At 59.8% G+C, this 24,313-nt stretch carries 24 protein-coding genes; 10 read left to right on the top strand and 14 right to left on the bottom strand.

Translation table 11 applies throughout. The features are described 5' to 3' along the window. Positions 1-449: 449 nt before the first annotated feature. Positions 450-1,649 (bottom strand): tyrosine--tRNA ligase, encoded by a 1,200-nt coding sequence (gene tyrS / locus ASE80_RS04725; protein WP_056857873.1) that lies wholly within the window; start codon positions 1,647-1,649, stop codon positions 450-452. Positions 1,650-1,858: 209 nt separating this feature from the next. On the opposite strand from tyrS, the gene ASE80_RS04720 reads away from it, so the two are divergent. After that, entirely contained in the window at positions 1,859-3,271 is a 1,413-nt protein-coding gene (locus ASE80_RS04720; protein ID WP_056857872.1) for a peptidoglycan DD-metalloendopeptidase family protein, read from the top strand. 3 nt (positions 3,272-3,274) lie between these two features. Continuing rightward, positions 3,275-4,366 (top strand): anhydro-N-acetylmuramic acid kinase, encoded by a 1,092-nt coding sequence (locus ASE80_RS04715; RefSeq protein ID WP_056857871.1) that lies wholly within the window; start codon positions 3,275-3,277, stop codon positions 4,364-4,366. A 78-nt stretch (positions 4,367-4,444) separates the two neighbouring features. Here ASE80_RS04715 and erpA read toward each other — a convergent pair whose 3' ends face one another. Both erpA and argC read right to left on the bottom strand, forming a co-directional pair. Further along, positions 4,445-4,795: an iron-sulfur cluster insertion protein ErpA gene (erpA, locus tag ASE80_RS04710; RefSeq protein WP_003176443.1), complete on the bottom strand. Its 351-nt coding sequence runs from the start codon at positions 4,793-4,795 to the stop codon at positions 4,445-4,447. Between the two features lie 165 nt (positions 4,796-4,960). Continuing rightward, a complete protein-coding gene (gene argC, locus ASE80_RS04705) occupies positions 4,961-5,995 on the bottom strand; it encodes an N-acetyl-gamma-glutamyl-phosphate reductase (RefSeq protein ID WP_010206935.1) in 1,035 nt (344 codons plus the stop codon). A 136-nt stretch (positions 5,996-6,131) separates the two neighbouring features. Here argC and hemJ point away from each other — a divergent pair, with 136 nt between their 5' ends. The 6 genes from hemJ (at position 6,132) to coq7 (ending at position 10,587) form a co-directional block, all read left to right on the top strand. Then, complete coding sequence (gene hemJ, locus ASE80_RS04700) at positions 6,132-6,560, top strand: protoporphyrinogen oxidase HemJ (protein WP_017138091.1); 429 nt, start codon at positions 6,132-6,134, stop codon at positions 6,558-6,560. Between the two features lie 24 nt (positions 6,561-6,584). Further along, positions 6,585-7,547: an NAD(P)H-dependent flavin oxidoreductase gene (locus tag ASE80_RS04695; RefSeq protein WP_056857870.1), complete on the top strand. Its 963-nt coding sequence runs from the start codon at positions 6,585-6,587 to the stop codon at positions 7,545-7,547. A 71-nt stretch (positions 7,548-7,618) separates the two neighbouring features. After that, the gene (locus ASE80_RS04690; protein WP_056857869.1) at positions 7,619-8,584 is read left to right on the top strand and encodes a DUF805 domain-containing protein; all 966 of its coding nucleotides are present in this window, start codon (positions 7,619-7,621) and stop codon (positions 8,582-8,584) included. A 64-nt stretch (positions 8,585-8,648) separates the two neighbouring features. Next, the gene (locus tag ASE80_RS04685) at positions 8,649-9,437 is read left to right on the top strand and encodes an SDR family NAD(P)-dependent oxidoreductase (protein WP_056857868.1); all 789 of its coding nucleotides are present in this window, start codon (positions 8,649-8,651) and stop codon (positions 9,435-9,437) included. A gap of 46 nt (positions 9,438-9,483) precedes the next feature. Next, positions 9,484-9,822 carry a histidine triad nucleotide-binding protein gene (locus ASE80_RS04680; RefSeq protein ID WP_003210943.1) on the top strand — a complete coding sequence of 113 codons (339 nt, stop codon included), beginning with the start codon at positions 9,484-9,486 and terminating at the stop codon, positions 9,820-9,822. 117 nt (positions 9,823-9,939) lie between these two features. Beyond that, positions 9,940-10,587, top strand: coding sequence for a 2-polyprenyl-3-methyl-6-methoxy-1,4-benzoquinone monooxygenase (gene coq7 / locus ASE80_RS04675; RefSeq protein ID WP_056857867.1), 648 nt, complete (start codon positions 9,940-9,942; stop codon positions 10,585-10,587). Positions 10,588-10,645: 58 nt separating this feature from the next. On the opposite strand, the gene ASE80_RS04670 is transcribed toward coq7, so the two are convergent. Next, positions 10,646-11,068, bottom strand: a complete 423-nt coding sequence (locus tag ASE80_RS04670; RefSeq protein WP_056857866.1) for an OsmC family protein — start codon at positions 11,066-11,068, stop codon at positions 10,646-10,648. Between the two features lie 247 nt (positions 11,069-11,315). Between ASE80_RS04670 and crp the strand changes: the two genes are divergently transcribed. After that, positions 11,316-11,960, top strand: a complete 645-nt coding sequence (gene crp / locus ASE80_RS04665) for a cAMP-activated global transcriptional regulator CRP (RefSeq protein WP_056857865.1) — start codon at positions 11,316-11,318, stop codon at positions 11,958-11,960. On the opposite strand, the gene ASE80_RS04660 is transcribed toward crp, so the two are convergent. From ASE80_RS04660 to ASE80_RS04645, 4 genes are all read right to left on the bottom strand, one after another. After that, positions 11,957-12,652, bottom strand: coding sequence for a lipoate--protein ligase family protein (locus ASE80_RS04660; RefSeq protein ID WP_056857864.1), 696 nt, complete (start codon positions 12,650-12,652; stop codon positions 11,957-11,959). The two genes, crp and ASE80_RS04660, sit on opposite strands and share 4 nt — an antisense overlap. 69 nt (positions 12,653-12,721) lie before the next feature. Next, positions 12,722-13,558 (bottom strand): indole-3-glycerol phosphate synthase TrpC, encoded by an 837-nt coding sequence (trpC, locus tag ASE80_RS04655; RefSeq protein ID WP_017138083.1) that lies wholly within the window; start codon positions 13,556-13,558, stop codon positions 12,722-12,724. Continuing rightward, positions 13,555-14,604, bottom strand: coding sequence for an anthranilate phosphoribosyltransferase (gene trpD / locus ASE80_RS04650; RefSeq protein WP_017138082.1), 1,050 nt, complete (start codon positions 14,602-14,604; stop codon positions 13,555-13,557). The genes trpC and trpD overlap by 4 nt, the downstream gene beginning before the upstream one ends. Before the next feature lie 9 nt (positions 14,605-14,613). Continuing rightward, a complete protein-coding gene (locus tag ASE80_RS04645; protein ID WP_017138081.1) occupies positions 14,614-15,207 on the bottom strand; it encodes an aminodeoxychorismate/anthranilate synthase component II in 594 nt (197 codons plus the stop codon). Between the two features lie 423 nt (positions 15,208-15,630). Between ASE80_RS04645 and estP the strand changes: the two genes are divergently transcribed. Further along, a complete protein-coding gene (estP, locus tag ASE80_RS04640; protein WP_056857863.1) occupies positions 15,631-17,553 on the top strand; it encodes an esterase EstP in 1,923 nt (640 codons plus the stop codon). A 75-nt stretch (positions 17,554-17,628) separates the two neighbouring features. Here the strand turns inward: estP and trpE are convergent, their stop codons facing one another. The 6 genes from trpE to ASE80_RS04610 all read right to left on the bottom strand — a co-directional run bounded on the left by trpE (position 17,629) and on the right by ASE80_RS04610 (position 24,166). Then, positions 17,629-19,110: an anthranilate synthase component I gene (gene trpE / locus ASE80_RS04635; RefSeq protein WP_017138079.1), complete on the bottom strand. Its 1,482-nt coding sequence runs from the start codon at positions 19,108-19,110 to the stop codon at positions 17,629-17,631. Positions 19,111-19,178: 68 nt separating this feature from the next. Further along, complete coding sequence (locus ASE80_RS04630) at positions 19,179-19,997, bottom strand: phosphoglycolate phosphatase (RefSeq protein WP_017138078.1); 819 nt, start codon at positions 19,995-19,997, stop codon at positions 19,179-19,181. Continuing rightward, on the bottom strand, positions 19,994-20,668 hold the full coding sequence (gene rpe / locus ASE80_RS04625) for a ribulose-phosphate 3-epimerase (protein ID WP_017138077.1): 675 nt from the start codon (positions 20,666-20,668) through the stop codon (positions 19,994-19,996). The genes ASE80_RS04630 and rpe overlap by 4 nt, the downstream gene beginning before the upstream one ends. An 83-nt stretch (positions 20,669-20,751) precedes the next feature. After that, positions 20,752-21,900 (bottom strand): iron-containing alcohol dehydrogenase, encoded by a 1,149-nt coding sequence (locus ASE80_RS04620; protein WP_017138076.1) that lies wholly within the window; start codon positions 21,898-21,900, stop codon positions 20,752-20,754. 196 nt (positions 21,901-22,096) lie between these two features. Continuing rightward, positions 22,097-22,921 (bottom strand): ABC transporter permease, encoded by an 825-nt coding sequence (locus ASE80_RS04615; RefSeq protein ID WP_056857862.1) that lies wholly within the window; start codon positions 22,919-22,921, stop codon positions 22,097-22,099. Positions 22,922-22,933: 12 nt separating this feature from the next. Beyond that, positions 22,934-24,166 carry an ABC transporter permease gene (locus ASE80_RS04610; RefSeq protein WP_056857861.1) on the bottom strand — a complete coding sequence of 411 codons (1,233 nt, stop codon included), beginning with the start codon at positions 24,164-24,166 and terminating at the stop codon, positions 22,934-22,936. Positions 24,167-24,313 lie beyond the last annotated feature (147 nt).

Genomic DNA, 24,313 nt, shown 5'->3' with positions numbered 1-24,313 from the left:
GTTTTTAAGAAACCCTAAACTTGGCTCAGCAATCGTTGGTTACATCTTTGATTTCTCGCGGAGTAACTTGTGATGCTGATAATCTTGTTGACTATCAGTCTGACYCCACAAGCACCCACACGAATTGCTTGATTCAGTTGTTAAAGAGCGRTTGGTTAAGATCTTTCGTCTCAACCGAGGCGCGCATTCTACAGCAGCGTCATTTGCTGTCAAGTGATTATTTTCAGAAGYTTTCGAAGAATTCTTCAACAACTTCAACCATTCTACAGCGTTACACGCTGCTGTCAACACCTCTTTTTCAACTTCCTTCTGGCTTCGATGAACTGAAGCAACCTGCTGCCGAAAACTTCGTAACTCTTTGTTTACCAAGGAGTTTTCCGTTTCGACTGCGCCGGAAGTGGGGCGAATTATAGACAGATATAATTCGCCGTCAACACCTCATTTCAGTTTTATTCGGCTTTGAGCGTAATACGCGCAAATGCCTTCTTCCCAGCCTGGCAAACGTGGGTAGCGCCCAGCTCGTATATAAAGGTGCGATCGACAACCTCACCATCTATACGCACGCCACCGGAACCCAACAGGTCGCGCGCGACCGCGGAGTTCTTAACCAGGCCCGCCTTATTAAGTACAGCGGCAATCGGCATCGCTTCAGCCGCAGTCAATTCGATCTCTGGCAGATCGTCCGGCAGCTCGCCATCCTTCATGCGGTTACCGGCCGCGCGGTGAGCGCTGGCCGCAGCCTCTTCACCATGGAAGCGCGCAACGATCTCTTCCGCCAACTTGATCTTCACGTCACGAGGATTCGCACCCGCCTCGACGTCTGCGCGCAGCGCGTTGATCTCATCCATCGAGCGAAAGCTCAACAGCTCGAAATAACGCCACATCAACGCATCCGGAATCGATACCAGCTTGCCGTACATCACACCCGGCGCTTCCTGGATACCAACATAGTTACCCAGGGACTTGGACATCTTCTTGACGCCATCCAACCCTTCCAGCAACGGCATGGTCAGAATGCACTGAGCTTCTTGCCCATACGCACGCTGGAGCTCACGCCCCATCAGCAGGTTGAACTTCTGGTCAGTGCCGCCCAGCTCAACGTCCGCACGCAACGCCACCGAGTCATAACCCTGCACCAGCGGGTAGAGGAACTCATGAATCGCGATTGGCTGATTGGTCGAGTAGCGCTTGTCGAAGTCATCACGCTCAAGCATGCGCGCCACGGTGTACTGGGAAGTCAGGCGAATAAAGTCGGCCGGCCCCATTTGGTCCATCCAGGTGGAGTTGAATGCCACCTCGGTCTTGGCCGGATCGAGAATCTTGAACACCTGGGTCTTGTAGGTCTCGGCATTATCGAGCACCTGCTCACGGGTCAGCGGCGGGCGCGTTGCGCTCTTGCCGCTCGGATCACCGATCATCCCGGTGAAGTCACCTATAAGGAAGATGACCTGATGCCCCAGCTCCTGGAACTGACGCAGCTTATTAATAAGCACGGTATGACCCAGGTGCAGATCCGGCGCGGTCGGATCGAAGCCAGCCTTAATACGCAGGGGTTGGCCACGCTTGAGCTTTTCGATCAGCTCGGCCTCGACCAACAGTTCTTCCGCACCACGTTTTATCAGCGCTAGCTGCTCTTCAACCGACTTCATAACAGACCCGCAAGGCTCAGATTCAAAAGGGAACCAACCATACAAGATCAGGGACTAATTACAAGTTTTGTCCCGCGCACGGACACCGTTCAGCAAGCCCAGCGTTCGCGAGCTTGCGCCACAGATGATTTGGTTATATTTTATACAGTTATTTCATCTTCATCATGTCATTCATCTTTTCCATTTCATCTTCAAAGTCAAAATTACTTATGACCACAGAACCGTCTAAAGCGCCGCCGCTTTACCCGAAGACCCACCTGCTCGCCGCAAGTGGTATCGCCGCCCTTCTCAGCCTGGCACTCCTGGTATTCCCTTCCAGTGACGTCGAAGCCAAACGAACATCCCTGAGCCTTGACCTGGAAAGTCCAGTTGAACAACTGACACAAGATCAAGACGCTTCCGACGCGCAACAAGCCACAAACGCACCGACAGAATCTCCATTCGCACAGATAAAAAGCACCCCGGAAGACACCCAACAGGCCACTCAAGAACCGCCTGCACCCGTTGCAACCAAGAATGCGCTGCACCGCGAAGTGATAGTCGCCAAGGGCGATACGCTTTCAACGCTGTTCGAAAAGGTCGGCCTGCCCGCTGCTACCGTTAATGAGGTGCTGGCCAGCGATAAACAAGCCAAGCAATTCACTCAGCTCAAGCACGGCCAGAAGCTTGAGTTCGAATTGGCTGCCGACGGCCAGCTGAAAAACCTGCACAGCAATGTCAACGACCTCGAAAGCATTAGCCTGAGCAAGGGCGCCAAAGGCTTTGCGTTCAACCGCATCACCACCAAACCGGTGACGCGCTCCGCCTACGTGCATGGCGTCATCAACAGCTCGCTGTCACAGTCGGCCGCCCGCGCCGGCTTGTCCCACAGCATGACCATGGACATGGCCAGCGTGTTTGGCTACGACATCGACTTCGCCCAGGACATCCGTCAGGGTGACGAATTCGACGTGATCTATGAGCAGAGAGTCGCCAACGGCAAAGTCGTCGGCACCGGCGCGATTCTATCGGCGCGGTTTACCAACCGCGGCAAAACCTACACCGCAGTGCGCTATACCAACAAACAAGGCAACACCAGCTACTACACCGCCGATGGCAACAGTATGCGCAAAGCCTTCATCCGCACGCCGGTGGACTTTGCCCGCATCAGTTCGCGCTTCTCCATGGGCCGCAAGCATCCGATCCTCAACAAGATCCGCGCCCACAAAGGCGTCGACTATGCTGCCCCACGTGGTACGCCCATCAAGGCTGCCGGTGACGGCAAGGTGTTGCTGGCCGGCCGCCGCGGCGGTTACGGCAATACCGTGATCATCCAGCACGGCAATACCTACCGCACCCTGTACGGCCACATGCAAGGGTTCGCCAAAGGCGTGTCGACCGGCAGCAACGTCAAGCAGGGCCAGGTCATCGGCTATATCGGCACCACAGGCCTTTCTACCGGCCCGCATTTGCACTATGAGTTCCAGGTGAACGGCGTCCACGTCGACCCTCTGGGCCAGAAGTTGCCAATGGCCGACCCGATTGCCAAGGCCGAGCGCGCGCGCTTCCTCCAACAGAGCCAGCCACTGATGGCACGCATGGACCAGGAGCGCTCCACCCTGCTGGCCTCGGCGAAGCGCTAAGGTATGGCGCTCTATATGGGTGTGATGTCCGGGACCAGCCTCGATGGCCTGGATATCGCCCTGATCGAACAAGACCCGGCGATCAAATTGATCGCCACGCACTACATTCCCATGCCGGACGATCTGCGTACCGAGCTGCTAAGCCTGTGCGCCAGCGGCCCGGATGAGATCGCCCGTTCGGCGCTCGCCCAGCAACACTGGGTGACACTGGCGGCCAAAGGCATCCACGCCTTACTGGAACAACAAGCCCTCAAGCCCCAGGACATACGCGCGATCGGCAGCCACGGCCAGACGATCCGCCATGAACCTGCTCGAGGCTTTACCGTACAAATCGGCAACCCTGCCCTGCTCACCGAGCTGACGGGCATTACCGTCGTCAGTGACTTCCGCAGCCGCGATGTGGCCGCCGGCGGTCAAGGCGCGCCCTTGGTGCCGGCCTTTCACGAAGCCTTGTTCGGCGAACGTACCGGCAACCGCGCCGTGTTGAATGTCGGCGGCTTCAGCAACCTCAGCTTGATCGAGACCAACAAGCCCGTAGCCGGCTTCGACTGCGGCCCGGGCAACGTGTTGCTGGATGCGTGGATCCACAATCAGCGCGGCGAGCACTTTGATCGCGATGGTCAATGGGCGGCCGCTGGCCAGGTCGAGCCTGCGCTACTCAACGCTCTGCTCAGCGACCCGTTCTTCCTGACCAAAGGCCCGAAAAGCACTGGCCGCGAAGTCTTCAACCTGGGATGGCTGCAACACCACCTGGCCAGATTGCCAGCGTTCCAGCCAGAAGATGTGCAAGCAACCCTGCTTGAACTGACTGCACTGACCATCGTCGAGTCCCTGCAAGCCGCACAAACCGACACCGAAACCCTGCTGGTCTGTGGCGGCGGCGCGCATAACGCCACGCTGATGAAGCGCTTGGCAGCGTTGTTGCCGTCCACTCAGGTCAGCAGCACCGCCACTTACGGCGTGGACCCCGATTGGGTTGAAGCCATGGCCTTCGCCTGGCTGGCCCATTGCTGCCTGGCAGGCATCGCCGCCAACCGCCCAAGTGTCACTGGCGCACGCGGGCTTCGGGTATTAGGCGCGATCTACCCAGCGTAAACCTGCAGGCAGCAAAACGCCGCTTGGCCCATCAAAGCCAAGCGGCGTTTTTTTATTTGCTGAAGATCAGGCTGCTGATCAGATCGAGAACGAAGACCCGCAACCACAGGTCGTGGTGGCATTCGGGTTCTTGATCACGAAACGCGAGCCTTCCAGACCTTCCTGGTAATCCACCTCGGCACCTGCCAGGTATTGGAAGCTCATCGGGTCCACGACCAGGCTGACGCCCTCGCGCTCGACGATGGTGTCATCGTCGGCCACATCTTCATCGAAGGTAAAACCGTACTGAAACCCTGAACAACCGCCGCCCGTAACGAATACGCGCAGCTTCAAGCGATCATTACCCTCTTCATCGACCAGGCTCTTCACCTTGTGCGCAGCACCGTGGGTGAATTGCAAAGCCGTGGGGGTGAAGGATTCAACGCTCATGCTGATAATCTCCCGGCGTAGCGCCGCCATATGCGTAATGGCGGGCATTATCCGCTTCTCCTAGAAAAGCGGTCAACTATTGTTACGGTATATCAATCTGCGCTGCCGCCATTAAAAACACAAAAGGCCCGATCAACGGGCCTTTTGCTTAACCGCCAAACAACCTTAAGGCAGCATGCCCGCATGGGACAGGCCCAGCTTCTCATCCAGGCCAAACAGAATGTTCATGTTCTGCACCGCCTGGCCCGACGCGCCCTTGACCAGGTTATCGATCACCGACAACACCACCACCAAATCACCATCCTGTGGACGGTGCACGGCAATGCGGCATACGTTGGCACCGCGCACGCTACGGGTTTCCGGGTGGCTGCCGGCCGGCATCACGTCGACGAACGGTTCATTGGCATAACGCTTTTCGAACAGCGCCTGCAGGTCTACCGAACGGTCTACAACAGTGGCGTAGAGCGTGGAGTGAATGCCACGAATCATCGGCGTCAGGTGCGGCACGAAGGTCAGGCCTACATCTTTACCGGCGGCACGACGCAGCCCCTGGCGAATTTCCGGCAAGTGACGATGCCCTTTAACCGCGTAGGCCTTCATGCTTTCCGACGTCTCGGAGTACAGCGAACCTACAGCTGCACCACGGCCGGCGCCACTCACACCCGACTTGCAGTCGGCGATCAAGCGCGAAGCGTCGGCCAGACCCGCTTCCAGCAATGGCAGGAAACCCAGCTGCGTTGCGGTCGGATAGCAACCCGGCACAGCAATCAGGCGTGCCTGCTTGATTTGCTCACGATTGACTTCCGGCAGGCCATACACCGCCTCTTCCAGCAACTCAGGCGCGCCGTGTGGCTGGCCGTACCACTTGGCCCACTCATCGGCGTCCTGCAAGCGGAAGTCGGCCGACAGGTCGATGACCTTGGTACCCGCCGCCAGCAATTCGCCAGCCAGCGCATGCGCAACCCCGTGAGGCGTGGCGAAGAACACCACATCGCACGCGCCCAGGGTCTTGATGTCCGGCACGCTGAACGCCAGGCCATCATAGTGGCCTCGCAGGTTCGGGTACATGTCGGCCACGGCCAGCCCGGCCTCGGATCGAGAAGTGATAACCACCACCTCAGCTTGCGGATGCTGAGCCAACAGACGCAGCAATTCGACACCGGTGTAACCCGTGCCGCCGACGATACCGACCTTGACCATAAACCTGCCCTCAACGAACCCACTGGAAAGCCGTCGATAATAGGGGCCGTATCGTCCTGCGACAACCGTCAACGTGACGTACAGGCGCATGAGCCACTACTATCTTCAGTTACCGTGAACCTGGGAATAACTAGAAATGCTCTATCTATGGATCAAAGCCTTCCATATCGTCAGTATCGTCTGCTGGTTTGCCGGGCTGTTTTACCTGCCACGCCTGTTCGTCTACCACGCGCAAAGTGAGGACACCGTCAGCAAGGAACGCTTCAGCGTAATGGAGCGCAAGCTGTACCGCGGCATCATGGGGCCGGCAATGATCGCTACCCTGATATTCGGTGGCTGGCTGATCTACCTCAACCCGGCCATTTTTCAATCCGGTGCCTGGATCCACGCCAAACTCACCCTGGTGGTGCTGCTGATCGGCTACCACCATATGTGCGGCGCCCAGGTAAAACGCTTCGCCCGTGGCGAAAACACCCGCAGCCATGTCTTTTATCGCTGGTTCAATGAAGTGCCGGTTCTGATATTGCTGGCTATCGTAATTTTGGTCGTGGTCAAACCGTTCTAATTTCAATTACTCGGGGAACCTCCAATGTCACTGCCCGCTTCGCTCGAACAACGTCTGCGCCTGCCCGTGGTGGCTGCGCCGATGTTTCTGATTTCCAACCCGCAGCTGGTCCTGGCGTGCTGTCGCAATGGCGTGGTGGGGAGTTTCCCGGCACTCAACCAGCGCGAAAGCAGTGGTTTCAAGGCCTGGCTGGAGGAAATCGAAGCGGGCCTGGCGCAGCTGGACAACCCCGCGCCCTATGCCGTCAACCTGATCGTGCATAACAGCAACCCGAGGCTTGAGGCCGACCTGGCGATCTGCGTCGAGCACAAGGTGCCGATCGTCATTACCAGCCTGGGCGCGGTCAAGGAGCTGGTGGATGCGGTCCACAGCTACGGTGGCCTGGTGTTTCACGATGTCACCACCCGCCGACATGCCGAGAAAGCCGCAGAGGCCGGTGTTGACGGCCTGATCGCCGTGGCAGCGGGCGCCGGAGGCCACGCCGGCACCTGGAGCCCGTTCGCGCTGATCGCCGAAATTCGCCAGTTCTTTGATAAAACCCTGCTGTTGGCCGGCTGCCTCAACCACGGGCATGAGATACTCGCCGCGCAACTGCTGGGCGCAGACCTGGCGTATTTCGGCACGCGCTTTATCGGCACCACCGAAAGTCACGCCCCGCAAGCCTATAAAGAGATGCTGCTCACATCGCGCGCCGCCGACATCGTGCACACTGCTGCGGTGTCCGGCGTACCCGCAAGCTTCATGCGCCAGAGCCTGGAAAACGCCGGTTTCGATCTCGCCGCCCTGCAGGGCAAAGGCGAAATCAACTTCGGTTCCAAGCTCAAGCCGTTGAGCGATGAGGCCAAGGCCTGGAAAACCGTATGGTCAGCCGGCCAAGGTGTAGGCCAGATTGGTGATTTACCCAGCGTCGATGAACTGATTGCCCGCCTGGATGCCGAATACCGCAAGGCACGCGAGCAGGCAGCGCAACTGCGCTGGCCCCGTTGAACTGAACAGCAGGCCTGCCCACGTGTGCAGGCCTGCAACCCCTTCCCTGAACAAGTGACAAGGATGCCCGCATGAGCGACAGCCGTTTCAAGATTGTGTTTGACGGAGCCCTGCTCCCGGGTGTCGAAAGCACCACCGCCAAGCTGAACCTCGCCGAGCTGTTCAAAAGCGATGTGGCAGCCATCGAAAAGCTTTTCACCGGTCGCCCGGTCGCACTCAAGCGCGACCTTTCCCGCGCCGATGCCGAAACCTATCTTACTGCGCTGAAAAACGCCGGCGTCGATGCCCGCATCGAACCCGAGCAGCCGGTAACCTTCAACCTGGCCGAAACCCACGAAACCGACGCCAGCGCGCCAGACTTCTCGCGCCCTGCGGCTTCGCCGTACGCACCGCCGCGTGCTGCCGTGGGTGAATACACCGAGGAATACTCAACCCTTAAAGTGTTCACCATCCACGGGCGCATCGGCCGCTTGCGTTATCTGGCCTGGACGCTGGTATTGACCCTGGCGCTGTTGGTGGCCGGTGGCATCATCAGTACCGCGAGCTTCGCCGTGGCAACCGCCTCGCCGACTGCCGGCACCATCCTCGGGGTGCTGCTGGGCTTGGCCTTGTTTGTCGCACTGGTGTGGGTGAGCGTGCAAATCGGTGTGCAACGCCTGCACGATCTGGGCTGGTCCGGCTGGCTGTACCTCCTCAACCTTGTGCCATTGGTCAACAGCGTCTTCCCGATCCTGCTGCTGGTACTGCCGGGCAACGCAGGCGCCAACCAATATGGCCCGCCGCCGCCGCGCAACTCCACAGCAGTCAAGGTGTTGGCGACCCTGTGGCTGGCGTTTATCCCGGTGATGCTCGCCATTGTGGTGACGCTGGGCATGAACGGCTACCTGAACCAACTTGAAGCGAATATGGACAGCAGCTACGAAAGCAGCTCCATCACCGCCGATGACGCCACCGATCAAAGCGTCACCGTAGATGAAGAAGAAAGCGTGCAAAGTGCTGAGGACGCAGCCGAACCTGTAGACTCTCCAGAACAGTGAAGAAACGCCCCGCCGCCTGTGATGCCTCTGTCACAGGCTCGGCGGCGTTGCGATGGAGAAAGGCATGACCCGTTACGCTCTGATCACCGGCGCCTCCAGCGGCATCGGCCTGGCCTTGGCCGAAGCACTGGCCCGTCGCGGCCGCAGCTTGATTCTGGTGGCCCGCCAGCGTGATCAGTTGGAAAGCATTGCTATTGAATTGACTCAGCGTTTCGGCGTCGAGGTGCTGTTTCGTGCCTGCGACCTGGGCGAACCCCTGCGTTTGTCCGGGTTCCTGCTGGAACTTGAAGAAGGCGAGCGGCAGATCGACCTGTTGGTCAACTGCGCCGGCATGGGCACCAGCGGGCCGTTCCTCGCCCAGGACTGGATGACCGAGCAAGACCTGATCGAAGTTAACATCCTGGCCCTCACCCGCATGTGCCACGCCCTTGGCAACGCCATGGCGCTGCATGGCGGTGGGCAGATCCTCAACGTAGCCTCGATCGCAGCCTTCCAACCCGGCCCCTGGATGAGCAGCTATTACGCCAGCAAGGCGTATGTGCTGCACTTCTCCGAAGGCCTGCGCGAAGAGTTGAAGACCTGCGGTATCAAGGTCTCGGTGCTGTGTCCCGGCCCCACGCGCACGGCATTCTTCGGCACCGCGCAAATGGACACCGCCAAGCTCGACCGCAGCGGTCAACTGATGAGCCCGGAAGAAGTGGCGCTCTACACCGTGCGCGCGCTGGAAAAAAACAAAGCCATCATTATTCCCGGGCGACGCAACCGCTGGCTGGCCTTCAGCCCGCGCTTGAGCCCACGCTGGCTGACCCGCAAGATTGCCGGCGCCATCAACAAGGCCTATTGCCCGCGCTGACGGCCTCGGTACACTCGTTCTGCACTTACATAATGGAGAAACAGCTGTGGATACTCTGTTCACCAAGATCATCAACAGAGAAATACCTGCGAAGATCATCTATGAAGATGACCAAGTCCTCGCCTTCCACGATATTGCCCCAATGGCACCCGTGCATTTTCTGGTCATTCCGAAAAAGCCAATCCGCACCCTCAACGACCTCACCGAAGAAGACAAAGCCCTCGCTGGCCACATTCTGTTCACCGCTCAAAGGCTGGCGGTCGAACAAGGCTGCGAGAAGGGCTTTCGCGTGGTGATGAACTGCAACGAGGATGGCGGGCAGACTGTTTATCACATCCATATGCACGTGCTGGGTCAGCGCCAGATGAACTGGCCGCCGGGCTGATTAGCCGTGGCGCAAAGGTCGCGGCTCAAAGCTGCGACCCTATGCCCCTGACACAGCGCAAACGCATTGCCTTCTCTTGCGGTAAACTGGCCGCCGAGATTCTTCCCGGAGGTCAGCATGACTACCCAACGTCACTACTCGCCGATTGACCGTCTGTTGCTGCAAGCCGACATGGCCATGCGCACCCTGCTGCCCTTCATCGGCCAACCGTACCGGCCTTCGCCCGCCATCGTGCAGCCCGATGCGCAGATGAGCGAGACCGACACCCGCCACGTCGCCGGCCTGATGCGCATCAACCACACCGGTGAAGTCTGTGCCCAGGCGCTGTACCAGGGCCAGGCGCTGACCGCCAAGCTGCCGCAGGTACGCGCAGCGATGGAACATGCGGCCGAAGAAGAAATCGACCACCTGGCCTGGTGCGAGCAGCGCATTCGCCAACTCGGCAGCCATCCCAGCGTGCTCAACCCGCTGTTTTACGGTTTGTCGTTCGGTATCGGCGCCGCTGCCGGCCTGATCAGCGACAAGGTCAGCCTCGGGTTTGTCGCCGCAACCGAACATCAGGTGTGCAAACACTTGGATGAACACCTGGAGCAACTGCCGGCCGAAGATGAAAAGTCGCGGGCGATTCTTGAGCAAATGCGCATTGATGAAGAACACCACGCAGAAAGCGCACTGGATGCAGGCGGCTTTCGCTTCCCGGCGCCGGTGCGGTTCGGCATGAGCGTATTGGCCAAGGTCATGACCAAAAGCACCTACCGAATCTGAGCAACGCAACACGAAAAAGGGCGCCATCGAGGCGCCCTTTTCTATTGCCGACTCGCAATCAACCCAGCTCGATAATCTCGTAATCATGGGTGATGGCCACACCGGCGGCGCCCAGCATGATCGATGCCGAGCAATACTTCTCGGCCGACAGCTCGATGGCACGCTTGACCTGAGCTTCCTTCAACGCCCGGCCTTTGACCACAAAATGCATGTGGATCCTGGTAAACACCTTGGGGTCTTCAGTGGCGCGCTCGGCTTCCAGGAAGGCTTCGCAGCTTTCGACGGCCTGGCGGGACTTCTTCAAGATGCTGACCACATCGAAATTGCTGCAACCGCCAACACCGAGCAGGAGCATTTCCATCGGGCGTACACCCAGGTTACGGCCACCGGCGTCCGGCGGGCCATCCATAACCACTACATGGCCACTGCCCGACTCACCGAGGAACATGGCCTCGCCCGCCCATTGGATGCGTGCCTTCATCGCCCAGACTCCACTGCTAAAAAAGGGTCGCCAGCTTAGCACAGGGTCTTGAAACCGCAGCGCCCAGCATGAAAACGATCAATGACAACGTTTGCCCGCTAAATTCCCTAATCGAGGCAGAATGTGTCTGTTAAGCTGGCGCCAATTCAATGGCGTATTGCCATCCTTTTTACAGCGTGTATCAATGCCGTTACCGCTGGATAAAAATAATTCCAACCACACCGTGCAGTCTTTTCGGGATACAACCATGGTTGCTCTTGCTCCCACACCCAAGATCAAGAACCTCGACAAATTGTTGATGCACTGCCAGCGCCGGCGTTACCCGGTTAAGCACAACATCATTTGCGCGGGCGAACGCTCCGAAACACTGTTCTTCATTATCAAGGGTTCGGTCACCATCCTGATCGAAGATGAAGACGGCCGCGAAATGATCATCGCGTACCTCAATACCGGGGATTTCTTCGGTGAGCTGGGGCTGTTTGAACAAGCGGGCAAAGAGCAGGAGCGCAGTGCCTGGGTGCGGGCCAAGGTGGAATGCGAAGTTGCCGAGATCAGCTATGCCAAGTTTCGCGAACTGGCCCAGCATGATCCCGACATCCTCTACGCCTTGAGCGGGCAGATTGCTCAACGCCTGCGCGACACCACGCGCAAGGTGGGTGACCTGGCGTTCTTTGATGTCACCGGCCGCGTGGCCCGCTGCCTGCTGGAACTGTGCAAACAGCCCGACGCCATGACTCACCCCGACGGCATGCAGATCAAGGTCACGCGCCAAGAGATCGGACGCATCGTCGGGTGCTCGCGGGAAATGGTCGGTCGTGTGCTCAAGGACCTGGAAGAACGCAACCTGGTACACGTCAAAGGCAAGACGATGGTGGTGTTCGGTACGCGTTAAGCGGGCAGGAATCCGGCCAGCATCTGACGGTACAACGCGTCCAATCGGGTGATGGCATCCGGTGCGGGAAAGGCTTCGTGTAGCGCGATATGGCTGTCGGCACGCACCCGCTGGTCGAGGCCGCAGGCCTCATTGAAGCGATTGACCGCCGCAATCAATTCCTCACGGTCGTTATCCAGCAACAATGCACCATGCACCAAACCCACCGGGCGGCCGCTGCTTTGCCGCCAACGCTGGGCGGTGCCCACCATCTTGCGGCCGTTAAGGTTGACGTTGTAGCGACCGTCGCAGAAGGCGCCGTCGATTTCGCCAACAGAAGCGTCACCGCCCAACTCAATCAGCAAGTCACAGATCGGCTGGCACAAACGCTGATATCCGGTTTCGATGCGGCCCTGATCGCCCTCGCTGCGCGGGGGCGCGTAAACCAGTGCGATATTGACCGTGGCGGCCGACTGCGGCACCGGCTCTCCGCCGGTTTCGCGCAGTAACACCGGCCAACCGGCAGCAGCCGAAACTTGGCTGGCAGCGTCAAAAGCCGGCAAGCGGCTCAAACGGCGTGGCATGACCAAAGCCTGGTCATTTGGCTGCCAGAACAGTAGCCCGAATGCCTGTTCACCGGCGCAAACGGCCGCCAGCAAGTCTTGCTCGGCGGCAAGCCCTGCTTCAACTGTCATCGACACCGGCTCAATCATCGAACACCTATCCTCTGAACAAACACAAAACCAAATGTGGGAGCTTCCACATGTTGACCGTATTTCAAGTCAGTCGAGGGTCGAACCGCTCACCGCCACGCCACGCTCCGGGAAGAACAGACGCTGCAATTCCGCACCTGGGTTCTCGGCGCGCATAAATGTCTCACCCACCAGGAACGAAAACACACCGCTGATTTCCATCAGCTCTACGTCGGCGCGGTTGACGATGCCGCTCTCGGTAATCACCAACCGATCACGCGGAATACGCGGCAACAGGTCGAGGGTATTTTCCAGGCTGACTTCAAAGGTGTGCAGGTTACGGTTATTAACCCCCACCAACGGCGTGTCGAGGGTTTTCAGCGCGCGCTCCAGCTCATCGCCATCGTGCACTTCTACCAGTACGTCCAGGCCTACGCTTTTGGCCACGGCCGCCAGCTCGGCCATCTTCACGTCGTCCAGCGCGGAGACGATCAGCAGCACGCAATCGGCGCCCAAGGCGCGGGCTTCGACGATCTGGTACGGGTCAACCATGAAGTCCTTGCGGATCACCGGCAACTTGCACGCGGCGCGGGCCTGTTGCAGGAACAGGTCGGAACCCTGGAAGAAGTCGATATCGGTCAACACGGACAGGCAGGTTGCGCCGCCCTTCTCATAGCTCTTGGCAATGTCTTCAGGAATGAAAACTTCGCGAATCACGCCTTTGCTGGGCGAAGCTTTTTTGATCTCGGCAATCACGGCAGGCTGTTTTTCCTTCGCCTGCTTGATCAGCGCAGCGGCAAAACCACGCGGCGCGTCGGCGCTTTTTGCCAAGCCCTCCAGCTCAGCCAGGCTCACACGGGCACGGCGCTCGGCCACCTCTTCAGCCTTGCGCGCGAGGATTTTTTCCAGAACGGTCGGGACACTCATCCTTCATTCTCCATTTTGAACACAGCGGTAAAGGCTCCCAGTTCTTCGAGCTTTTCGCGAGCCAGACCGGTGTGCAACGCATCGTGGGCCAAGGCGACACCTTCCTTAAGACTATAGGCGTGGTCCGCCGCGTAAAGTGCCGCGCCAGCATTCAGAACAATCATTTCTGCGGCTTTCTGGCCGTTTTCTGTCTTACGGCGCCCCAAGGCATCACGGATCAACTCCAGCGAGGCCGCCGGGCTTTCCACCGACAGGCCATGCAAGCTTTGGCTTCTCATGCCGAGGTCTTCGGGCTCGACCCAATATTCGCTGACCTGGTCATTCTTCAGCTCCGCCACGAAGGTCGGTGCCGCCAGGCTGAATTCGTCCAGGCCATCCTTGGAATGCACCACCAGCACGTGCTTGCTGCCCAGACGCTGCAACACTTCGGCCAACGGCCGGCACAGCGCCTGGCTGAACACACCGACCACCTGATGTTTCACGCCGGCCGGATTCGTAAGCGGGCCGAGCATGTTGAACAGGGTGCGCAGGCCAAGGTCCTTGCGCGGGCCGGCGGCGTGTTTCATGGCGCCGTGGTGGGACTGGGCAAACATGAAGCCAATGCCCACGCTGTCGATGCAGCGCGCCACTTGCACCGGCGTCAGGTTCAGATAAATCCCGGCCGCCTCCAGCAAGTCGGCGCTGCCGCTTTTGCCCGACACCGCACGGTTACCGTGTTTGGCCACGGTGCAACCGGCTGCCGCCACCACAAAGGAGGAAGCCGTCGACACGTTGAAAATATTCGCACCGTCGCCGCCGGTGCCGACCACATCGACCACGCCGTCGAGGGTCTTGAGCTCAACCTTGTCGGCCAGCTCACGCATCACTGACACGGCGCCGACGATTTCGTCGATGCTCTCGCTCTTCATGCGCATCGCCATCATGAACGCGCCGATCTGCGCGTCAGTGCATTGGCCAGTCATGATCTCGCGCATCACATCGCTCATTTCAGCGGTGCTCAGGTCCAGATGGCCGACGATACGGCTCAGGGCAGTCTTGATATCCATGGAAAGTCCTTAGCGCGTGCCGCCGCTCTGCTTGAGAAAGTTGGCGAACAGCTCGTAGCCCTGCTCGGTCAGGATTGATTCGGGGTGAAATTGCACCCCTTCGATATTCAGTGTCTTGTGACGCAGGCCCATGATCTCGTCGACCGAGCCGTCTTCCAGCTGAGTCCAGGCGGTCAGCTCCAGGCACTCGGGCAGGGTTTCACGCTTGACCACCAACGAGTGGTAGCGAGTGACTGTCACCGGCAGGTTGAGGCCGTGGAATACGCCGAGGTCTTTATGGAACACCGGGCTGGTTTTGCCATGCATCACTTGGCGCGCACGTACCACGTCACCCCCAAACGCCTGGCCGATGGACTGATGGCCCAGACACACGCCCAGGATCGGCAATTTACCGGCGAAATATTTGATCGCTTCGAGGGAAATGCCCGCTTCGGTCGGCGTGCACGGGCCAGGCGAAACCACGATGCGCTCCGGGTTCAGGGCAGCGATTTCGGCGACCGTCAGTTCGTCGTTGCGCACCACCTTGACCTCGGCGCCGAGTTCGCCCAGGTACTGCACAACGTTGTAGGTAAAGGAATCGTAGTTATCAATCATCAGCAACATGTGGGTTCAAACCTCTTGAATTCACTGATTTCGAATGACCGCCTTCCAAGAGAGTGTCCCGCTGCCAGACGCACGTTCCGGTTGCCAGGGTGAGCCGGCAAGGGGCGTCAAACAAAGGGTGAAGAAGGCAAATCGGTACAGGTCCGGCCGAGCCGGCAGAGAAAAATGTCAGGCGCGCCAACGCCAACGGGCGTGTGCCTTGACTACTCGCATCAAGAGTTTGCTGATGATCAACACGGGGAGGGTCTCATTCATACGTTCAGGCACAGTAACGTAGCCTCGCCAGCGGTGCAATATGGAGCAGCGAATACGGGGGAATCACTACGGTGTCTTTACAGGAAAAAACAGTTTTCTTCGACGAAAACCCTCACTACATTGCTAGTGTTTCGCGTCCGATACAAAAACAACTAAATGGAATTTCGCATGCTCAGACCACCGTTTTTCGCCCCCCTCGCCGGCTGCCTCCTGTCACTGGCCTGCGCGCAGGCGTTTGCAGCACCTTCACCTTACTCAACCATGGTCGTGTTCGGCGACAGCCTGGCCGACGCCGGCCAGTTCCCCGATGGCTCGGCCGGCGCCACCTTGCGCTTTACCAACCGCACCGGGCCGACATTCCAGGGCGATTATGGCCTGGTGTCATCTACGCTTTTGGGGGCCAAGCTGGGCGTGGCACCCAACGACCTGAATGCCTCCACCTCGCCGGTACGTGCCGCCCAAGGTTTGCCGGATGGTAATAACTGGGCGGTCGGCGGCTACCGTACCGACAACATCCTGGACTCCATCACCTCGGTCTCCAATGCGGCGATCCCGCCCGGCAACACCGGTGGTGGCACCGTACTGCGCAGCCGTCAGGGTTATCTGCCGGCCAACGGCGGGCGGGCTGACCCGAACGCGTTGTATTTCCTATCCGGTGGCGGCAATGACTTTCTGCAAGGACGCGTCCTCAGCCCAGGCCAGGCCGTGGCCGCCGGCGGGCGCCTGGCCGACAGCGCCCAAGCCCTGCAACAGGCCGGCGCGCGCTACATCATGGTGTGGATGCTGCCCGACCTGGGCTTGACACCCGCCATCAACGGCACGCCCGCGCAAGGCGCCAGCTCGGCCCTGAGCAGCATTTTCAACCAGGCGCTGGTGCAGCGCCTGTCGCAGATCGACGCCCAGGTCATCCCGCTGAACATCCCGTTACTGCTCAATGAAACCTTCGCCAACCCTGCGCGCTTTGGCCTGGCCACCGGGCAAAACCTCACCGGCACCTGCTTCAGCGGCAACGGCTGCACCGCCAACCCGGTGTATGGCATTGGCGGCGCCACCCCGGACCCGACCAAGCTGATCTACAACGACTCGGTACACCCCACCATCGCCGGGCAACAGTTGATCGCCGACTACGCCTACTCACTGCTCGCCGCGCCGTGGGAAGTGACTTTGCTGCCAGAGATGGCCCAGGGCACCTTGCGCGCCCACCAGGATGAACTGCGCAACCAGTGGCAAGCCGACAGTGGCAACTGGCAGGCCGTCGGCCAATGGCGCGCGATTGTCGCCGGTGGTGGCCAGCATTTGGACTTTGATGATCAACGCAGTTCGGCCAGCGGCGACGGCAGCGGCTACAACGTGAACGTCGGCGGCAGCTATCGCCTCGACGAAAACTGGCGCGTCGGCGTGGCCGCCGGCTTGTATCGCCAGACACTCGAAGCCGGCGCCCGCGATTCGGACTACAAGCTCAACAGCTACATGGGCACCGCCTTCGCGCAATATCAGCAAAACCACTGGTGGGCCGATGCGGCGCTGACCGGCGGCAAGCTGGACTTCGACAGCCTCAAGCGCAAGTTCGCCCTGGGCGTCAGCGAAGGCGCCGAAAAAGGCGACACCGACGGCTGGCTCTGGGCCTTGAGCGGCCGCTTGGGCTACGACATTGCCGGCGCCGGCAGCGATTGGCATTTGTCACCGTTCATCAGCGCGGACTATTCGCGGGTCGAAGTCGATGGTTATTCGGAAAAGGGCAACCGCTCCACCGCGCTGACCTTCGATGACCAGCAACGCGATTCCAAACGCCTGGGCGTCGGCCTGCAGGGCAGCTACCGGATTACGCCGCAAACCCAAGTGTTTGGCGAAGTGGCCCACGAGCATGAGTTCGAAAACGACACCCAGAAGGTAAAGATGTCGCTCAACAGCGTGCCAGGCATCGACTTCAAGCTGGACGGCTACACGCCGCGCAGCAATTCGGACCGATTGAGTCTGGGCGTCAGCCACAAGCTGACTCAGGAGCTGGCGCTACGGGCGGCGTATAACGTGAGGAAGGATGACAGCTTTACCCAGCAAGGCGTCAGTGTTGGGGTGAGTCTGGATTTCTAAGCGGATCTTAAACATCCCACAAAACAACTGTGGGAGCTGGCTTGCCTGCTCCCACAGGTTGTCCAATGTCTGACTTTAGCTTTGCGGCGTTTGCTCTGCCAACGCCACAGCCCGGAACATCGCGCGGCGTTTGTTCAGGGTTTCTTCCCATTCCAGGGCCGGCACCGAGTCAGCCACAATCCCGCCACCCGCCTGCACATGCAGCTCGCCGTCCTTGATCACGGCGGTGCGGATCGCAATCGCAGTGTCCATATTGCCGTTCCAGGCGAAATATCCCACGGCGCCGCCATACACACCACGCTTGACCGGCTCCAGTTCGTCGATGATCTCCATCGCGCGAATCTTCGGCGCGCCCGACAAAGTGCCCGCCGGCAGAATCGCCCGCAGTGCGTCCATCGCGGTCAACCCGGCTTTCAGCTCGCCGGTGACGTTGGACACAATGTGCATCACGTTGGAATACCGCTCGATGACCATCTTCTCGGTGAGCTTCACCGAACCGATTTCCGAAACCCGCCCGGTGTCGTTGCGGCCCAGGTCGATCAGCATCAAGTGTTCGGCAATTTCCTTGTCGTCACTCAGCAGGTCTTCTTCCAGCGCCAGGTCGGCCTCTTCGGTCGCGCCACGCGGGCGTGTGCCGGCTATCGGGCGCACGGTGATGAGGTTGTCTTCGACCCGCACCAGCACTTCCGGCGAACTGCCCACCACGTGGAAGTCTCCGAAGTTGAAGAAGTACATGTACGGCGTCGGGTTGAAGCACCGCAGCGCGCGGTACAGATCAATTGGCGCCGCCTTGAAGTCGATGGACATGCGTTGCGACGGCACCACCTGCATGCAGTCACCGGCAAGGATGTATTCCTTGATGGTGTCGACCGCGCGCTCGTAGTCATCCTGGGTAAAGCTTGAACGAAAGATCGGGTCGGCGGCCGGCGGACGGCTGAGGTCCAGGCCACGGCGTGGAGTGATCGGCTGACGCAGTTTCTCCAGCAGCGCCTCAAGGCTGGCCTGGCCTTGCTCGAAGGCATCGGCCTGGGACGGGTCGGCGAGGACAATCGCGTGCATCTTGCCGGCGAGGTTGTCGAACACCACCACCGCGTCGGAGACCATCAGCAGAATGTCCGGCACGCCCAGCGGGTCCGGGTTCGGACATTTGCCCAGGCGTTTTTCCACGTAGCGCACGCAGTCGTAGCCGAAATACCCCACCAGGCCACCGTTGAAACGCGGCAGACCGGGAATGGTCGGCACGTTGTAGCGCGCCTTGAAGGTTTCGACGAACGCCAGCGGGTCTTCCACGTCATGGCTTTCGATCTCGACGCCATCATGGGTGATGCTCACATGGTGGTCATGCACACGCAGCACGGTGCGGCACGGCAGGCCGATGATCGAGTAACGGCCCCACTTCTCGCCGCCCTGCACCGATTCGAGCAGGTAGGAATTGGGCTTGTCGGCCAGTTTGAGGTAGATCGACAGCGGCGTATCGAAGTCAGCCAGGGTTTCGCAGGCCATGGGGATACGGTTATAGCCGGCAGTGGCCAAACGCAGGAATTCTTCGCGGATCATGAGGTGCCTCGTGGCTTGAGGGTCAAACGGTCAGGTGTGCAAACGTGCCGCAACGCGGCCAGGATCAGTCAGGCGCGCCAACGCCAGCGGGCCAGGGCCTTGATGACTTTCATCCAGAGTTTGCGAGTGACCACCACGATGGAATTTCCAGAAGGGGTTGATTCGATGTCGGGCAACGTTATCTCAGCGCCCGCTCCCAAGCAACCGGGGATTAGCAGTCGCAGATCATCAATCACCAGCGCCGGCGACTCCTCGGCGATCGGTCGGCCGTGGTTGTAGCCGTAGCTCAGCGCCACACACTGCACGCCAGCGGCTTTGGCGGCTTGCACATCACTGCGCGAATCGCCGACAAACAACGATTGCGAGGCCGGAATATTGGCCATTTTCATTACGAAGAACAGCGCCGCCGGGTCAGGCTTTTTCTGCGGCAAGGTGTCGCCGCCGATGATCCAGCGGAAATACCGGCCGATTTTCATCTGGTCCAACAGCGGTGCGACAAAGCGCTCCGGCTTGTTGGTGATCAGCGCCATCTCCACGCCTTGCTTGTGCAGCCACTTGAGCGTGTCGCGCACGCCGGGGTAAACCACGGTGAGCTCATGGCTGCTTTCATAGGCAACATTGAAGAGTTCCAGGGCGTGCTCGGCCTCAACCTCATCCACACCTTCGGCATCAATATGGTTGGCCAAGGCCCGACGCACCAGCATCTGCGCGCCGTTGCCGACCCACTCACGCACCGCCTCGATGCCCGCTGGCTTTCGCCCCAGCTTGAGCAGCATCTCGTCCACCGCCGCCGCCAGGTCTGGCACCGAATCGATCAATGTACCGTCCAGATCGAACATCACCAGTCGTGGCAGTTTGCCGGGGAACAACTGCTCAAAACCGCTCATGGACGCGCCAGCGCCAGTTCGGCCCGCATCTTGTCGATGACTTCCTGGTAGTTGGGGGCGTTGAAGATCGCCGAGCCAGCCACAAAGGTGTCAGCGCCAGCGGCGGCGATTTCGCGAATATTGTTGACGTTGACCCCACCGTCGATTTCCAGGCGGATATCACGGCCCGACGCATCGATCAGCGCGCGCGCTTCGCGCAGCTTGTTCAGCGTGCCGGGGATGAACTTCTGGCCGCCGAAGCCCGGGTTGACGCTCATCAGCAAGACCATGTCGACCTTGTCCATCACGTACTCCAGCACACTCAACGGCGTGGCCGGGTTGAACACCAGGCCAGCCTTGCAACCGCCTTCGCGAATCAGTTGCAGGGTGCGGTCGACGTGCAGCGTGGCTTCCGGATGGAAGGTAATGTAGGTGGCGCCGGCCTCGATGAAGTCACCGACGATGCGGTCCACCGGGCTGACCATCAGGTGCGCATCGATCGGCGCAGTAATGCCGTACTTGCGCAGTGCCGCGCAGACCATCGGGCCGATGGTCAGGTTGGGCACATAGTGGTTGTCCATGACATCGAAGTGCACGAAGTCGGCACCGGCGGCCAATACCTTGTCCACTTCCTCACCCAGGCGGGCGAAGTCGGCGGAGAGAATCGATGGAGCGATAACGAAGGGCTGCATGACGCACCTTTTTGAGCTAAATCACGATGGCGCGCATTGTATACCTCATGCTTTACCCAGCACACCGTGACCTAACTCAATGGTCAGTAAGCCGCCCGGTAGATTTTCTCGATATCCGCTGCGCTGAGCTTGCGCGGGTTGTTGCGCATCAGGCGCTCAATGCCCGCGGCTTCCGTCGCCATGGCGGGGATCGCGTCTTCCGGCACACCAAAGCTGCGCAGCCCTGCCGGGATTTCCACGGCGGCACACAGCCGCGTCATCGCCTCGACCGCCTGGTCCGCGGCGTCGTTGACGCTGAGCCCGGCGGTATTCACGCCCATGGCTTGGGCAATGTCCTGCATGCGCTCCACGCAGGCCAGTTTGTTCCAGTGCATCACGTAAGGCAGCAACAGCGCATTGCTCACGCCGTGAGCAATATTGAATCGCCCGCCCAACGGGTACGCCAAGGCATGCACTGCGCCGACGCCAGCATTGCCGAACGCCATGCCGGCCATCAGGCTGGCGGTGGCCATATCATCGCGGGCCTGCAGGTTGGCAGGGTTGGCGTAGGCCTTGGGCAGCGCATTGGCGATCAGCTTGATCGCGCCGATGGCCAGCGCGTCAGTGATCGGCGAGGCATTCAGCGACAGGTAGGACTCGATGGCATGCACCAGCGCATCCACGCCACTGGCGGCGGTGACACTGCGCGGGCACGTGAGGGTCATTTGCGGGCTGATCAGCGCAACATCCGGCAATAAGTAATCGCTGACGATGCCTTTTTTCAGTTGTGCGGCCTTGTCGGAGAGAATCGCCACATTGGTCACCTCCGAACCGGTGCCGGCCGTGGTCGGGATGGCGATCAGCGGCGGGCCTTTGCGCGGCACCTGGTCGACGCCGAACAAGTCCGCCAGCGCGCCGTGGTAACCGGCATAGGCCGCGACACTCTTGGCGATGTCGATGGCACTGCCACCGCCCACGCCGATCAGACCGTCATGCCCGCCCTCGCGGTACACGCGCATGCAGTCCTCGACGATGGCGATTTCCGGGTCGGGCAGCACACGGTCGAAAATCTCATAAGTGCGCTCGCCCAGGTGCTCGAGCGCCAGCGCCACGGTGCCGGACTTGACCAGCGCGGCATCGGTAACGATCAACGGGTTATCCACATCAAGACGCGTGAGCTCGGCGGCCAGTTGTTCGATGGCGCCAGCGCCGGTCAGCAGTTTGTGGGCGATCTTGAATGAGGAAGTACTCATGTGCGCGGCCTCTTATTAATGATGGGCTGGCACAAGAATAGCCGGGTATTTCAGGTTGCCCAGCATTCACGCACTGAATGGCTCGGTCGGTGTGGGAGCTGGCTTGCCTGCGATGCGACCGCCTCGGTTTTCCTGACATACCGAGTTGATGCTATCGCAGGCAAGCCAGCTCCCACATTTGATCCGGTTTCGACCTTTAGACTTGCGCGGTGTGCAGTTTCTCGCTGCGGCCTCGCAGCCATTCAAGGGTCAGCAACAGCAGCACCGAGAACGCAATCAGCAAGGTTGCCGCTGCGGCAATCGTCGGGCTTAAATTTTCGCGGATGCCGCTGAACATCTGGCGCGGCAAAGTCGCTTGCTCGGGGCCGGCGAGAAACAGCGTCACTACCACTTCATCAAAGGACGTCGAGAAGGCAAACAATGCCCCGGAAATCACCCCCGGCGCGATCAACGGCAAGGTCACACGGCGAAACGCGGTCAACGGCGAGGCGCCCAGGCTGGCCGCCGCCCGCACCAGGTTGTGGTTGAAGCCCTGCAATGTCGCCGACACGGTGATGATCACAAACGGCACACCCAGCACGGCATGCACCACAATCAGCGAGAGGAAGCTGTTGCCCAACCCCAGTGGCGCAAAGAACAGATAGCTGGCCACGCCAATGATCACCACAGGCACCACCATCGGCGAAATCACCAAGGCCATGACCAACGCCTTGCCGGGGAAGTTGCCGCGCGTCAGGCCAATCGCCGCCAGCGTACCGAACACCATCGCCAGCACCGTGGCCGCGGGGGCCACAATGATGCTGTTCTTCAAGGCACGCATCCACTCGGCGGAGGCGAAGAAGTCTTGATACCAGTGCAACGAGAAGCCTTGCAGCGGGTACACCAGAAAACTGCCGCTGTTGAACGACAGCGGGATAATCACCAGCACCGGCAAGATCAGGAACAGCAGGATCAAGCCACACAGGATCCGCAAGCTGTAGAACCACACGCGCTCCACGGGTGACATATAAGGGCTCAGCATCGCCAACTCTCCTCAGCTCAGGCGCAGGCGACTGGCGCCGACCAGACGGTTGTAGATCAGGTACAGCACGACGGTCGCCAGCAGCAGCAAGCCGCCCAGCGCCGTGGCCATACCCCAATTGATGCTGGTGTTGGTGTAGAACGCGACGAAATAGCTGACCATCTGGTCGTTCGGGCTGCCGAGCAGCGCCGGGGTGATGTAGTAACCAATCGCCAGGATAAACACCAGCAGGCAACCGGCGCCGACACCGGCATAGGTCTGCGGGAAGTACACGCGCCAAAAACTGGCAAACGGGTGGCACCCCAGGGAAATCGCTGCACGCATATACGTGGGCGAGATGCCTTTCATCACGCTGTAGATCGGCAGAATCATGAAGGGCAGCAGGATGTGCACCATCGAGATGTAAACCCCGGTGCGGTTAAACACCAGCTCCATGGGTGTATCGATCAGGCCCATGCCCATAAATGCGCTGTTGATCAGCCCACCGGACTGCAGCAATACAATCCATGCCGCCACCCTTACCAGGATTGAGGTCCAGAACGGCAGCAATACCAGAATCATCAGCAGGTTACTTTTGCGTGCCGGCAGGTTGGCCAGCAGGTAGGCCAACGGATAGGCCAGCAGCAGACAGATGAAGGTAATTACCAAGCCCATCCAGAACGTGCGGGCAAAGATGTCCAGGTAGATGGCCTGGTCAGGTGTGGCCGGGGCCACTTCGCCAAGGTCATTGATACGGTGATCGACGGCCGCCAGCAGGTAGTACGGCGTGAGGCTGCTGGTATTACGCCGGATCGCCTGCCAGTACGCCGGGTCGCCCCAGCGTTCGTCGAGGTTTTCCAACGCGTCCTTATAAGAGCCGGGCGTTTCGGTAAACGGCAGCGCCCGTGCGGTTTTGGTCAACAGGCTGCGGTAGCCGGCCAGTTCCATGTTCAAGCGTTTGGACAAGTCGCCCAGCGTCTGGTTTTTACGTGCTTCACCCAGGTCTTCGCTCAGCGCCTGATACACCGGTTCACCCGGCAGGCCGCGACCATCCCAGGCCTTGACCGCCACCACGGTACGCGGCAAACCGCCCACCACTTCCGGGTTGCCGACGCTTTTGTAGAGCAGCGCAACAATCGGCACCAGGAACACCAGCAGCAAAAACAGCACCAGCGGCGCAATCAAGGCCTGGGCCTTCCAGCGATTGAGCCGCTCGGCACGCGCCAGGCGCTGCTTGAGGGTGGGGCTGGGAATGGCGATAACCATGGCAAACTCCGGAAATCTTCTAAGAGTTCCCTGTGAGCGGTGCTTTTTTGTGGGAGCTGGCTTGCCTGCGATGGCATCGCCTCGGTGTCACTCAAAGACCGAGTCGATCCCATCGCAGGCAAGCCAGCTCCCACACCAGCCTGCTTT

The organism is Pseudomonas sp. Leaf15, assembly GCF_001421425.1.
GTDB classification, from domain to species: Bacteria; Pseudomonadota; Gammaproteobacteria; order Pseudomonadales; family Pseudomonadaceae; genus Aquipseudomonas; species Aquipseudomonas salomonii.
The sequence above is the reverse complement of the archived record's forward strand: the minus strand, read 5'-3'. Positions and strand labels throughout refer to the sequence as shown.